General features: G+C 67.3%; 10 protein-coding genes and 1 tRNA gene. 8 read left to right on the top strand and 3 right to left on the bottom strand.

Annotation, left to right across the window (positions count from 1 at the left end):
• Positions 1 to 125: 125 nt before the first annotated feature.
• On the bottom strand, positions 126 to 1,148 hold the full coding sequence (locus tag EET03_RS21420) for a nucleoside triphosphate pyrophosphohydrolase (RefSeq protein ID WP_075544832.1): 1,023 nt from the start codon (positions 1,146 to 1,148) through the stop codon (positions 126 to 128).
• Complete coding sequence (gene mfd, locus EET03_RS21425) at positions 1,145 to 4,876, bottom strand: transcription-repair coupling factor (protein ID WP_075544831.1); 3,732 nt, start codon at positions 4,874 to 4,876, stop codon at positions 1,145 to 1,147. The genes EET03_RS21420 and mfd overlap by 4 nt, the downstream gene beginning before the upstream one ends.
• Before the next feature lie 107 nt (positions 4,877 to 4,983).
• On the opposite strand from mfd, the gene lysA reads away from it, so the two are divergent.
• Complete coding sequence (gene lysA / locus EET03_RS21430) at positions 4,984 to 6,324, top strand: diaminopimelate decarboxylase (protein WP_099193722.1); 1,341 nt, start codon at positions 4,984 to 4,986, stop codon at positions 6,322 to 6,324.
• Between the two features lie 5 nt (positions 6,325 to 6,329).
• Here the strand turns inward: lysA and EET03_RS21435 are convergent, their stop codons facing one another.
• On the bottom strand, positions 6,330 to 6,923 hold the full coding sequence (locus tag EET03_RS21435; RefSeq protein ID WP_036402227.1) for a TetR/AcrR family transcriptional regulator: 594 nt from the start codon (positions 6,921 to 6,923) through the stop codon (positions 6,330 to 6,332).
• A 611-nt stretch (positions 6,924 to 7,534) separates the two neighbouring features.
• On the opposite strand from EET03_RS21435, the gene EET03_RS21440 reads away from it, so the two are divergent.
• The 7 genes from EET03_RS21440 to pth all read left to right on the top strand — a co-directional run bounded on the left by EET03_RS21440 (position 7,535) and on the right by pth (position 12,658).
• Positions 7,535 to 7,606: transfer RNA gene (locus EET03_RS21440), tRNA-Gln, on the top strand.
• A gap of 54 nt (positions 7,607 to 7,660) precedes the next feature.
• Positions 7,661 to 9,145 carry a bifunctional UDP-N-acetylglucosamine diphosphorylase/glucosamine-1-phosphate N-acetyltransferase GlmU gene (gene glmU, locus EET03_RS21445; RefSeq protein WP_075544829.1) on the top strand — a complete coding sequence of 495 codons (1,485 nt, stop codon included), beginning with the start codon at positions 7,661 to 7,663 and terminating at the stop codon, positions 9,143 to 9,145.
• A gap of 85 nt (positions 9,146 to 9,230) precedes the next feature.
• A complete protein-coding gene (locus EET03_RS21450) occupies positions 9,231 to 10,211 on the top strand; it encodes a ribose-phosphate diphosphokinase (protein WP_063471154.1) in 981 nt (326 codons plus the stop codon).
• The gene (gene arsC / locus EET03_RS21455) at positions 10,212 to 10,568 is read left to right on the top strand and encodes an arsenate reductase (glutaredoxin) (RefSeq protein WP_075544828.1); all 357 of its coding nucleotides are present in this window, start codon (positions 10,212 to 10,214) and stop codon (positions 10,566 to 10,568) included. It begins immediately after the preceding gene.
• A gap of 32 nt (positions 10,569 to 10,600) precedes the next feature.
• Positions 10,601 to 11,227, top strand: a complete 627-nt coding sequence (locus EET03_RS21460; protein ID WP_208649115.1) for an LpqN/LpqT family lipoprotein — start codon at positions 10,601 to 10,603, stop codon at positions 11,225 to 11,227.
• 183 nt (positions 11,228 to 11,410) lie between these two features.
• A complete protein-coding gene (locus EET03_RS21465) occupies positions 11,411 to 12,064 on the top strand; it encodes a 50S ribosomal protein L25/general stress protein Ctc (RefSeq protein ID WP_063471156.1) in 654 nt (217 codons plus the stop codon).
• A 12-nt stretch (positions 12,065 to 12,076) separates the two neighbouring features.
• Positions 12,077 to 12,658, top strand: coding sequence for an aminoacyl-tRNA hydrolase (gene pth, locus EET03_RS21470; protein WP_075544827.1), 582 nt, complete (start codon positions 12,077 to 12,079; stop codon positions 12,656 to 12,658).
• The last annotated feature ends 31 nt before the right edge of the window (positions 12,659 to 12,689 follow it).

Raw genomic sequence — 12,689 nt, forward strand, 5'->3', positions numbered from 1 at the left:
ATACCGTTGTTATGACGTAGATATCGGTTAGCTGTGAGCGTGTTTGGCTATCGCTGTTCCCGTTTCTGTTGGCAGCAAACGCATCTGTCGCAAACTTCGGGATGATCGCTTGCTGTTGCCGGGTCTTACCGCCTGCCCTTGCGTTTCTTCGGGCCGCCGCGGGATTCCTTACCCGCTGCCGGGTCGGTTTCGGGGCAGGTTTCCAGCACATCGTCCGTCGGTCCGGGCCAGTGGGCCAACCACTCTTCTGCGGTGATGGTGCCGATGGGCGTCACGTCGAGTTCCTCGGCAACGCTGTCGTCACGGCGCGCGGCCGCAATCGCCTTCTCCGCGCTGCGGACCTTGTCGACAAAATCCAAAATAGCTGCACGCAAAGAGTTTTCCGCATCGACCTCCGCCGAAACGGTGATCGAGGTGATGCCGGACGGAATCAGTTGCGCAGGTAGTCCCGCCTTGCTGACGCGCTGAATGACCTTCTGCGCCAACGCTAATGCTGGCTGACCAGTATGGACATCGTCCAATACTGAGTTCCGGGATTTTTCGGCCGCCTTGCGTTCTTCCCACTGATTCATCTGTTCATGAAGCGAAATCTCTTGTCCGGAAAGAACTCCCGGCGCGCGATTGGCCAGCTTGCGGATCAGCGTGTCGGCGACGTCGTCGATGGTGAAGGGGAGCAGTGCCGCATCTTCGGCGATGCGGGCATGGAAAAGCACCTGCAGCAGCAAGTCACCGAGTTCCTCGCGCAGTTGGTTCACATCGCCGCTGTGCACCGCGTCGAGCAGCTCGTAGGTCTCCTCCAACAGGTAGCGGCGCAACGAGTTGTGGGTCTGCTCGCTTTCCCACGGTCCGTCGGTGCGAAGTCTGTCCATGATGGCCACGGCGTCGAGCAGTCGTTCCCCGCGCTGGCGATCCGGTACCGAAATCAGTCGCGCTCCGCCGGCCAGTCGTGCCACCACGGCCGGGTGATCGGGGTCCGACGACAACAGCACCGGTGCGTCGTCTCCCATGTGCACCGGGTGCGCGTCGGGCAGCGACCACGGCACGGCGACCGGCATCTCCTCGGTGTATTGCACCGGGCCGCTGAGCAACTCGATGGCTTCGACCGGCACCAGCGACGGGCGGCGCGGGTCGACCAGGACGACAATCATCGCGCTGGTCGCTCCTTACTCGACTCGGGGCGACCCGCATCGTCGCCGGACGGACTCGTTATACCAACATCCTTCTGGGGTTTACCCGCCAACGCCGTCACCAGGTCGGCGACCATCTGCACCAATTCCACGTCTCTGATACGCGGCGCGCTCCCCAAACCGGTGGCACCGCCGGCACGTGGAATGGGGACCTGCACGGTAGCCGTGGTAGCGCGGTAGTGCGCCCCCGGGTACATCCGCTTGAGCCGAACCTGCGCGGAGTCCAGCAGGTTCAGCGGCGACAGTCGCACCGTCGCCGCCGACGGGGCCGACGGGGCCGACACTTCGGTGATGCCGGAGCCGCGACACAGCAGCCGCAGCCGCGCCACCGCCACCAGTCGCCGGGCGGGTTCGGGTAGCGGCCCGTAGCGGTCGTTGAGCTCCTCCACAACGGCTGCGACGGCCGCGTCGTCACATGCGGCGGCCAGCCGCCGGTAGGCCTCCAAACGCAGGCGGTCGCTGCCGATGTAGTCCGGCGGCAGGTGCGCATCGACCGGCAGGTCGATGCGCACGTCCTTGGGCTCCTCGGCAGTGGTTACCGTCTGACCATCGGCCGCCGCTCGGTATGCTTCGACGGCCTCACCCACCAGCCGCACGTACAGGTCGAACCCGACGCCGGCGACGTGGCCGGACTGCTCGACACCCAACACGTTGCCGGCCCCGCGGATCTCGAGGTCCTTCAATGCCACCGTCATGCCCGCGCCCAGTTCGTTGTTCTGCGCGATGGTGGCCAGCCGGTCGTAGGCCGTCTCGGTCAGCGGCGCCTGCGGCGGATAGAGGAAGTAGGCATAGCCGCGCTCGCGGCTGCGCCCGACCCGGCCCCGCAGCTGATGCAGCTGGGCCAGCCCGAAGGTGTCGGCGCGCTCCACGATGAGCGTGTTGGCGTTGGAGATGTCCAGCCCGGTCTCCACGATCGTGGTGCACACCAGGATGTCGTATTCGCGGTTCCAGAAGCCCTGCACGGTGCGTTCCAGCAGCTCTTCGGGCATTTGCCCGTGCGCGACCACCACCCGGGCCTCGGGCACCAACTCGCGGACGTGGGCCGCGGCCCGGTCGATGGAGCTGACCCGGTTGTGCACGTAGAAGGCCTGCCCGTCGCGCAGCAGCTCCCGCCGCAACGCCGCCGCGACCTGCTTGTCGTCGTGCGGGCCGACGTAGGTCAGCACCGGATAGCGCTCTTCGGGCGGGGTCAGGATCGTCGACATCTCGCGGATCCCGGCCAAACTCATCTCCAGCGTGCGCGGAATGGGGGTGGCGCTCATGGTCAGCACGTCGACGTGGGTGCGCAGCGATTTGATGTGCTCCTTGTGCTCGACGCCGAACCGCTGCTCCTCGTCGACCACGACAAGGCCCAGATTCTTCCAGCGCACCCCGGTCTGCAGCAGCCGATGGGTGCCGATCACGACGTCCACCGACCCGTCGGCCAGGCCCTCGATCACCGTGCGGGACTCGGCGGCGTCGGTGAACCGCGACAAACCCTTGACGGTCACCGGGAATCCGGACATTCGCAACGCGAAGGTTTGAAGATGCTGGTCGGCCAGCAGCGTGGTGGGCACCAGCACCGCCACCTGCTTACCGTCTTGAACGGCCTTGAACGCCGCCCGAACCGCGATCTCGGTCTTGCCGTAGCCGACATCGCCGCAGATCACCCGGTCCATCGGGATCGGCTTTTCCATGTCGGCCTTGACCTCTTGGATCGCGGTGAGCTGGTCGACGGTCTCGGTGAAACCGAACGCGTCCTCCATCTCGGCCTGCCACGGCGTGTCCGGCGCGAACGCATGTCCGGGACTGGACTGCCGCTTGGCATACAGCGAGACCAGCTCGCCGGCGATCTCACGCACCGCTCGTCGTGCCTTGGTCTTGGTGTTGGCCCAGTCACTGCCACCCAGCCGGCTCAGCGCCGGCGCCTGCCCGCCGACATACCGCGACAGCTGATCCAGCGAATCCATCGGGACATACAACTTGTCTGATCCACCACCCCGTTTGGCCGAGGCGTACTCCAACACCAGGTACTCCCGGCGGGCGCCCCCGACCGTGCGTTCGACCATCTCGACGAACCGGCCGATGCCGTGCTGATCGTGCACCACCAGGTCGCCGGCCGTCAGCGCCAGCGGGTCCACGGTGTTACGCCGCTTGGCGGCCAACCGCTTGCCCTCGGCGGCGCTGACCCGGCTACCGGTCAGATCCGCTTCGGTGACCACGACCAGGTCGGCGCCGGACACCACGCCCGGTACCACGATGCCGTCCCGCAGCGGACCCTTGAAGACACCGACCAGGCCGAGCCTGGGTGTGGCGCCGGGTTCCAGCATGGTCGCCGGGACGTCGGATTCGGTCAGCCGCTCCACCACCCGATGCGCGGTGCCGGTCCCGGGCGCGACCATCACGGCATATCCGCCGGCCGCGACGTGTCCGCGCAGCATCGCAAAGATGGCGTCGATATCTCGCTGATGCCCGCGCGCCGACGGCGACGGCCGGACATCCAGCTCGAGCGCCGACTCGTCGGACAGCTGACTCAACGTCCACCACGGATGACCCGATCGGGTCGCCGCGGTGCGCACCTCGTCCAGCTCGGCGAAGCCTGATCCGCCCAGTAGCTCGACGTCGACCGGTGCCTGATTTTCCGGACCGGCGCCAAGTGCGGCCACCGACCACGCCGCCTCCAGGAATTCCCGCCCGGTCTTGATCAGGTCAGCCGCCCGGGTCCGGATCTTCTCCGGATCGCACAGCAACACCGGGGTGCCCTCGGCCAGCTGGTCGGTCAGCAACGCACGGGCCCCAATTGCCCCGTCTTCCGCAGGAAGCAGCACCGCCAGCAGTGCCTCCATCCCGTCGACCGGGATGCCCTCGGCCAGCTTGGCCAGCATGTCGGAGACGCTGCCGGTCACCGCATTCCCGGCGGCCGGGTGCTGCGCGGCCAATTCGGCGGCCCGCGCCCGCACGTCATCGGTCAGCAGCAGCTCACGGCAGGCGACCGCCACCAGCGTGTCGACCTCGATCTCCGGAATGGAGCGCTGGTCGGCGACCGAGAACATCCGCATTTCGGTGATCTCGTCGCCCCAGAATTCGACGCGCACCGGATGCTCGGCGGTCGGGGCGAAGATGTCGAGTATCCCGCCGCGCACGGCGAACTCGCCGCGCCGGCCAACCATGTCCACCCGGGTGTAGGCCAATTCGACCAACCGGGCGATCACGTCGTCGAAGCCGATCTGCTGCCCCACCCTCAAGGCGACCGGCTCCTGCCGCCCCAGCTGCGGCGTCATCGGCTGCAGCAGGGAGCGCACCGCGGTCACCACCACCCGCAACGGCGGACCCAGCGTGGCGTCGGCGGGATAGGCCAGCCGGCGCAGCACCAGCAGACGGGCACCGACCGTGTCGACACCCGGAGAGAGCCGTTCATGCGGCAGCGTCTCCCACGACGGAAACACCGCGACCGCGCCGCCGAAAACGCCCTGTAGTTCCGCGGCCAGGTCGTCGGCCTCGCGGCCGGTGGCGGTGACCACCAGCAACGGACCCTGCCGCGCCAGCGCGCTGGCGACAAAAAGGCGCGCACTGGCCGGCCCTACCAGGGTTAATTCGTCGGGTCGATCGGAGGCGCGCGCAATCAGCTGTTGGAAGGTTGGCGCGGCCAGCGCCAATTCGACGAGCCCCGCGATCGGGGTATCTGGGCCAGCAGCCCCCGGTGCGGTCATGATGCGGCCATTCTAGGGCGCAGCCGATTCGTCAATAGCGAGCCCGCCGCCGTCAAGAAAACGTAAGGACACCGGTACCCGCTCCGGCCGCGGCACATGGTGGAGCCATGACACTGCTCGACCTGCTGCCGTCCATCGGCCACGCGGCACCGCGGCGGTTCGACCCCGCGATCTGGCCGACCACCGCCAGTTCCGACGAGGACGGCCGGCTGTGCGTCGGCGGCATGTCGCTCTCCGACATCGCCGACGAGTTCGGCACCCCGGCTTACGTGATCGACGAAACCGACTTCCGCCACCGCGCCCGCCGCTACCGCACGGCGTTGCGTGATGTCGAGATCGCCTATGCCGGGAAGTCGTTGCTGACCACCGCGGTGGCACGCTGGGCCCGCGAAGAGGGACTCGGCGTCGGCATCTGCTCACCGGGCGAGCTGGCGGTCGCCCTGGCCGGTGGTGTGGATCCGTCCCGCATCGTCATGCACGGCAACACCACATCGCCCGACGAGCTGCGCGACGCGGTGGCCGTCGGTGTCGGGCGCCTGGTCCTGGATTCCAGCCTCGACATCGCCTACCTGGCCGGCCCGGCACGCCGGCACCAGCGGGTGCTCATCCGAGTGACCCCCGATACCGACATCCATGGGTACCGCGCGGTCACGGCCGGGATCAGTGACCCGAAGCCCGGATTCACCCTCACCGGCGGCCATGCCGCCGAGGCGGTAAGGGCCGTCCTGGCGCACCCCATCCTCGACCTGATCGGACTGCACTGCCACCTGGGCTCGCAAGTCAGCGACCCGGCCCGCTACGGCGAAGCGATCCGCCGGCTGGTCGCCGCCATGGCCGACATCCGCGCACACCACGGCGTCATCCTCACCGAACTCAACATCGGCGGCGGCCATGCCGTCCCGTACCTGCGCGAAGACCCGGAGCTCGACCTCGACGAGTTGGCCGGCGTCATCGAAGATGCGCTGGACGAGGCCTGCGCCGCCGAGCGCTTCCCACGCCCGGCGGTCGTCGTGGAACCCGGTCGCGGCATCAGCGTGCGGGCCGGTGTCACGCTGTACCGGATCTGCTCGGTGAAGACACGACCGAACGGCCACACCGTGGTCGCAGTGGACGGCGGAATAAGCGACAACCCGCGGGTGGCGCTGGGCGGCGCGCGGTACACGGTCGCCCTGGCCAACCGGCACGCCCGCACGGAAAGGCGGGCCGTCACCGTGGCCGGCCGTCACGGGGAAGCCGGCAACGAGATCGCCCGCGATGTCGAACTCCCGGCGGATATCCGCGCCGGCGACCTGCTGGCCGTGGCGGGTACCGGCTCCTACCACCACAGCATGGCGTCGAACTACACCATGGTCGGGCGCCCGCCGCTGGTGGCGGTCAGTGGCGGCCGGGCTCGCGAACTGGTTCGCCGCGAAACGATCGCCGACCTGCTGGTGCGCGACTGCGGGTAGCGGGCCTACTCCCCCTGCAGCTGGGGATCGGCCTCGAGATGGGTCAGCCCGTTCCAGACCAGGTTGACCAGGTGGGCGGCAACCACTTCCTTCTTGGGTTCCCGCGCGTCGAGCCACCACTGCGCGGTCATCGACACCGAACCCACCAACGCCTGCGCATAGAGCGGCGCCAGATCCGGATCCAGGCCCCGGCGGGCGAAGTCGCCGGCCAGGATGGAGCTGACCTGGCTGACGGCGTCGTTGAGCAAGCTGGAATAGGTGCCCGAGCTGATCGACGCCGGCGAATCGCGGATCATGATGCGAAAGCCGTCGGTACGTTCCTCGACATAGGTCAACAGGGCCAATGCGACCCGCTCCACCCGCACCCGCGAGCGGTTGTTGGTCAGCGACGAGGTGATGCCGTCCAGCAGCGCCTGCATCTCCCGGTCGACGACCACCGCATACAGGCCCTCCTTGCCGCCGAAATGCTCGTAGACGACCGGCTTGGAGACGTTGGCGCGTTGCGCGATCTCCTCGATCGAGGTTCCGTCGTATCCGCGTTCGGCAAACAACGATCGGGCGATGCCGATGAGCTGGTGCCGGCGCTCGCTACCGGTCATCCGGGCGCGCGGCGCCCGCGGTTCCCTTTCCGGATCCTTATCGGCCACAGCCACGTCAATCAGGGTATCCGGTCGCGCGGATGTTGGCGGTCTCGAGCGTGCGCCGACGGCACCGAGTGTGCGTTGACGGCTTTGACTGTGCCATCGGGGTGGGCGGAGCGCGATGTTCCCGCCCTACGTGCGCGCTCAAAACCGTCCGTGCACACTCGATGGGCCGTGCCGGTCGAACGGCACCGGTGTTCGCTCTGCCGCTCACTGACAGGTCAGCACGTACGGGACCTCGGCCACCTCGTGCAGGACAAAACGATCGTCGCGGTTGCGAACAGATTGATGGTCATCGCCCAACGCTTGCTGACCGACTCTCGTTCAAGGGAGATAGGCGTAAGGCTCATGCACCGCCATTAACGATGATCACTGTGGAAATCCGGTGAACACTTCGGCGTCGAACGACAGTGTCATATCCGGTATTGCGCCATCTGGTCCATCGACATGTCCGATGTAAATTTGACAACCGCGGGTGCGAGCACGGGCATGGCTGCACGTGGGCGCATCGCCGTCGGACTAGAGTTTCATGGTGGTGCGCGGGCAAAATGCTCACCGTCGACCGGCAATCCGTCGTGGTGTAATCGGCAGCACATCAGATTTTGGTTCTGAGAGTTCAGGTTCGAGTCCTGGCGACGGAGCGTGGTTGGTGCCGCGGGCGTGCGCGATCGCGTGCCGAAACGTAAGGAGGGTCGATGACGTTTCGTGGTGACACCGCGGTCGTGGTCCTCGCGGCCGGACCGGGCACCCGGATGCGGTCGGACACCCCCAAGGTTCTGCACACCCTGGGCGGGCGCAGCATGCTGGCGCACTCTCTGCACGCGATGACCAAGCTGGCGCCGCAGCATCTGGTCGTGGTGCTGGGCCACGATCACCAGCGCATCTCCCCGCTGGTCGCCGAGCTGGCCCAGACCCTCGGACGCACCATCGACGTCGCATTGCAGGACCGGCCGCTGGGGACCGGGGACGCGGTGCGGTGCGGCCTGTCCGCACTGCCCGACGATTACGCCGGCATCGTGGTCGTCGCCTCCGGCGATACGCCGCTGCTGGACGCGGACACCCTGGCCGATCTGATCGCCACCCACAGCGCGACCCACCCCGCAGGACAGGCCGCGGTCACGGTGCTGACCACGACCCTGAGCGACCCGCACGGCTACGGCCGTATCCTGCGGACCCAGGACAACGAGGTGATGGCGATCGTCGAGCAAACCGACGCGACGCCCTCACAACGCGAGATCCGCGAGGTCAACACCGGCGTGTACGCCTTCGACATCGCTTTTCTGCGGTCCGCCTTGAGCCGGCTGAGCTCCAACAATGCTCAGCAGGAGCTGTACCTGACCGACGTCATCGCCATCCTGCGCCGTGACGGGCACACCGTAAGTGCCCGCCACGTCGACGACAGCGCGCTGGTGGCCGGCGTCAACAACCGCGTCCAACTGGCACAACTGGGCGCCGAGCTCAACCGCCGGATCGTGGCCACCCACCAGCTGGCCGGCGTCACCGTCATCGACCCGGCCACCACCTGGATCGACGTCGACGTCGCGATCGGGCGCGACACCGTCATCCACCCCGGCACCCAGCTGCTGGGCCGGACCCAGATCGGCGGCCACTGCGTCATCGGTCCGGACACCACCTTGACCGACGTCACCGTCGGCGACGGCGCCACGGTGATCCGAACGCACGGCACGTCGTCGTCGATCGGCGACGGGGCCACGGTCGGCCCCTTCACCTATCTGCGGCCCGGCACCGTGCTGGGTGCCGACGGCAAATTGGGTGCTTTCGTGGAAGTCAAGAACTCCACCATCGGCACCGGCACCAAAGTTCCGCACCTGACCTATGTCGGCGACGCCGACATCGGCGAGCACAGCAACATCGGCGCGTCCAGCGTGTTCGTCAACTACGACGGCACCGCCAAGCAGCGCACCACCATCGGGTCGCACGTCCGCACCGGTTCGGACACCATGTTCGTGGCACCCGTGACGGTCGGTGACGGCGCCTACACCGGGGCCGGCACGGTCGTCCGCGAGGATGTTCCCCCGGGGGCGCTGGCGGTGTCCGCGGGCCCGCAACGCAATATCGAGAACTGGGTGCAACGCAACCGACCCGGAACAGCGGCGGCTCAGGCAGCGGCAGCCGCCGAAAAGGCCGGGCAGAATTCCGAAGGCAACCAGACAGCCTGAATCAGGGTGCCGGCTACCCGGCAACACCTCCAGGCCCCGTACGATAAGTCATCCATTTCGATCCCGATACGGCGAGGGCAGCGCGTTGAGCCACGACTGGACCGACAATCGCAAAAACCTGATGCTCTTCAGCGGCCGCGCCCATCCGGAGCTGGCCGAGCAGGTCGCCAAGGAACTCGACGTCCATGTCACCGCGCAGGACGCGCGGGAGTTCGCCAACGGCGAGATCTTCGTGCGCTTCAACGAATCCGTGCGCGGCTGCGACGCATTCGTCCTGCAGTCCTGCCCGGCACCGGTGAACACCTGGCTGATGGAACAGCTGATCATGATCGACGCGCTCAAGCGGGGCAGCGCCAAGCGGATCACCGCGGTCATGCCGTTCTACCCCTACGCCCGGCAGGACAAGAAGCACCGCGGCCGCGAGCCGATCTCGGCGCGACTGGTCGCCGACCTGCTCAAGACCGCCGGCGCCGACCGCATCGTGACCGTCGACCTGCACACCGACCAAATCCAGGGCTTCTTCGACGGACCGGTCGACCACATGCGCGGCCAGAACCTGCTGACCGGCTACATCAGGGACAACTACCCCGACGGCAACATGGTGGTGGTCTCCCCCGACTCGGGCCGAGTGCGCATCGCCGAGAAGTGGGCCGACGCACTGGGCGGCGTTCCGCTGGCCTTCATTCACAAGACCCGCGACCCGCGCGTCTCCAACCAGGTGGTGTCCAACCGCGTCGTCGGTGAAGTCTCCGGCCGCACCTGTGTGCTCATCGACGACATGATCGACACCGGCGGCACCATCGCCGGCGCCGTACAGCTGTTGCACAACGACGGCGCCGCCGACGTGATCATCGCGGCCACCCACGGTGTGCTGTCTCACCCGGCCGCCGAGCGGCTGGCGGCGTGCGGTGCCCGCGAGGTGATCGTCACCAACACGCTTCCCATCACCGAGCAGAAGCGTTTCCCCCAGCTGACGGTCTTGTCCATCGCGCCGCTGCTGGCCAGCACCATTCGGGCGGTTTTCGAAAACGGCTCAGTCACAGGGCTTTTCGACGGAGACGCGTAGATGGCCGCGGCCGCAGGGGAACCCGTCATCTACCACAACCCCAGGTGCAGCACCTCCCGCAAGACGCTGGAGTTGTTGCGCGACAACAACCTCGAGCCCGTCATCGTCGAATACCTGAAAACCCCGCCGTCCCGGGACCAGCTGGTGCAGCTGATCCGAGACGCCGGCATCGAGGTACGAACCGCGGTACGCAAACGCGAACCCCTCCACACCGAACTCAACCTCGCCGACGCCACCGATGACGAACTGCTCGACGCCATGGTCGAGCACCCCATCCTGATCGAACGGCCTTTTGTGGTCACCTCGAAGGGCACCCGGCTGGCTCGGCCGGTCGACGCCGTTCGCGAGATTCTGTGATCGCTCGCCGGCGCAACGCGGCCGTCGTCGCCATGGCGGTGGCGATGTCGTCGGTCGCCTGCTCCCCGGCGAAGCCCCCGGACTTCCAGTCCATCTTGACGACGGGTGCGACCACCAGCACCCCGACTACGACGGCACGGCCCGTTCCGCTGTCGAAGTACCTGGAAAGCATCGGGGTCAGCGGAGAACAGGTGGCGCCGAGCAAATTGAGCGGTCTGACGGTGTCCATTCCGACCCCACCGGGCTGGTCGCCGTACACCGGTCCGAAGATCACCCCGGAGACGGTGATCATCTCCAAAGGCGGCAAGTATCCGACCGCCAGGCTGGTGGTGTTCAAGCTGCACGGAGATTTCAATCCCGCCGACGTGGCCAGGCGCGGCAACGAAGACGCCCAACTGTTCGACAACTTCAAGCAACTGGACGCCTCGACGGCAGACTTCAACGGCTTTCCGTCGTCGATGATGCAAGGCAGCTACGACCTCGACGGCACCCGGCTGCACAGCTGGAACCGGGTCGTGGTTCCCACCGGCCCACCGCCGGACAATCAGCGGTATCTGGTTCAGCTCACCATCACCAGCCTGGCCACCGAGGCGGCCGCGAATGCGCCCGACATCGAGGCGATCATCCGCGGTTTCGTGGTAGCAGCGAAGTCGCGGTGATGACGCGCTGATGACCCACGGCGGCAGCCGAATTTCCCCTCTGCGGTGCCGATGCGCTAACCTGGCCGGGCGTCACGGCGAGGGTGCGGAAAGACCAGCACCGTTATCGACGGAGACCGACACTTTCGTCGCGATCCTTGCCGTGCCCTATGACTCGGGTTCAGAGCACACAGGAGCGACACAATGGCCAAGGCTGCAGTCAACCAACTGAAGGTCACGGTGCGGACCGAGACCGGCAAGGGCGCGTCCCGGCGAGCCCGCCGCGACGGCAGGATTCCGGCCGTCCTCTACGGCCACGGCGCCGAACCCCAGCACGTGGAGCTGCCCGGACACGACTTTGCCGCGGTGCTGCGGCACTCGGGAACCAATGCGGTGCTGACCCTGGACATCGCCGGCAAGGAGCAGCTGGCGCTGACCAAAGCGCTGGACATCCACCCGATCCGCCGCACCATTCAGCACGCCGACCTGCTGCTGGTGCGGCGTGGTGAGAAGGTCGTCGTCGAGGTCGCCGTCGTGGTGGAGGGCGAGGCCGCGTCGGGCACCTTGGTGACCCAGGAAGCCAACGCCATCGAGATCGAGGCGGAGGCGCTGTCGATTCCCGAGCACCTGACCGTGTCGGTCGAGGATGTGCAGCCCGGCACCCAGTTCACCGCCGGGAAGATCGCGCTGCCACGGGGCGTCAACTTGATCTCCGACCCGGAAATGCTGGTGGTCAACGTGGTGAACGCGCCGACAGCCGAAGATCTCGCCGAAGAGGGCGCGGGCGAGGTTGCCCAAGCCGCGGCTGCCGAAGAAGAGGCCGGCGAAGCCGAAACCGCCGCAGAAGAGTCCGAGTAGGCGGCCCGCGACGTGGCCGAGCCGTTCCTGGTCATCGGCCTCGGCAACCCCGGAGACACCTACGCGCGCACCCGGCACAACCTCGGGTTTATGGTTGCCGACCTGTTGGCCGCGCGGTTGGGCTCGAAATTCAAGGGGCACAAGCGTTCCGGGGCCGAAGTCGTCACCGGCCGGCTGGCGGGACACTCGGTGGTGCTGGCAAAGCCGCGCTGCTACATGAACGAGTCGGGCCGCCAGGTGGGCCCGCTGGCCACGTTCTACTCGGTGGCGCCGGCCGACGTCGTGGTCATCCACGACGACCTCGACCTGGACTTCGGTCGCATCCGGCTCAAGCTCGGTGGCGGCGAGGGTGGCCACAACGGGCTGCGCTCGGTGGCGGCTGCATTGGGCACCAAGGACTTTCAGCGGGTGCGTATCGGCATCGGCCGTCCGCTCGGACGCAAGGACCCCGCGGCGTTCGTCTTGGAGAACTTCACCGCCGCCGAACGGGCCGAAGTCCCGACCATCTGCGAGCAGGCGGCAGACGCCACCGAGTTGCTCATCGAAATGGGACTAGAGCCCGCGCAAAATCGGGTCCATGCCTGGCAGTGCTGATCCCGGCCGGCGGTGTCGAATCCATCCAGCG

The organism is Mycobacterium innocens (assembly GCF_900566055.1).
In the GTDB taxonomy this organism is placed as follows: Bacteria; Actinomycetota; Actinomycetes; order Mycobacteriales; family Mycobacteriaceae; genus Mycobacterium; species Mycobacterium innocens.

Excerpts from the sequence above, each read along its gene's own strand:
- mfd (WP_075544831.1), bottom strand. The coding sequence starts at position 4,876 with ATGACCGCACCGGGGGCTGCTGGCCCAGATACCCCGATCGCGGGGCTC.
- EET03_RS21465 (WP_063471156.1), top strand. The coding sequence starts at position 11,411 with ATGGCCAAGGCTGCAGTCAACCAACTGAAGGTCACGGTGCGGACCGAG.
- glmU (WP_075544829.1), top strand. The coding sequence starts at position 7,661 with ATGACGTTTCGTGGTGACACCGCGGTCGTGGTCCTCGCGGCCGGACCG.
- EET03_RS21420 (WP_075544832.1), bottom strand. The coding sequence starts at position 1,148 with ATGATTGTCGTCCTGGTCGACCCGCGCCGCCCGTCGCTGGTGCCGGTC.
- lysA (WP_099193722.1), top strand. The coding sequence starts at position 4,984 with ATGACACTGCTCGACCTGCTGCCGTCCATCGGCCACGCGGCACCGCGG.
- arsC (WP_075544828.1), top strand. The coding sequence starts at position 10,212 with ATGGCCGCGGCCGCAGGGGAACCCGTCATCTACCACAACCCCAGGTGC.
- EET03_RS21435 (WP_036402227.1), bottom strand. The coding sequence starts at position 6,923 with ATGACCGGTAGCGAGCGCCGGCACCAGCTCATCGGCATCGCCCGATCG.
- EET03_RS21460 (WP_208649115.1), top strand. The coding sequence starts at position 10,601 with ATGGCGGTGGCGATGTCGTCGGTCGCCTGCTCCCCGGCGAAGCCCCCG.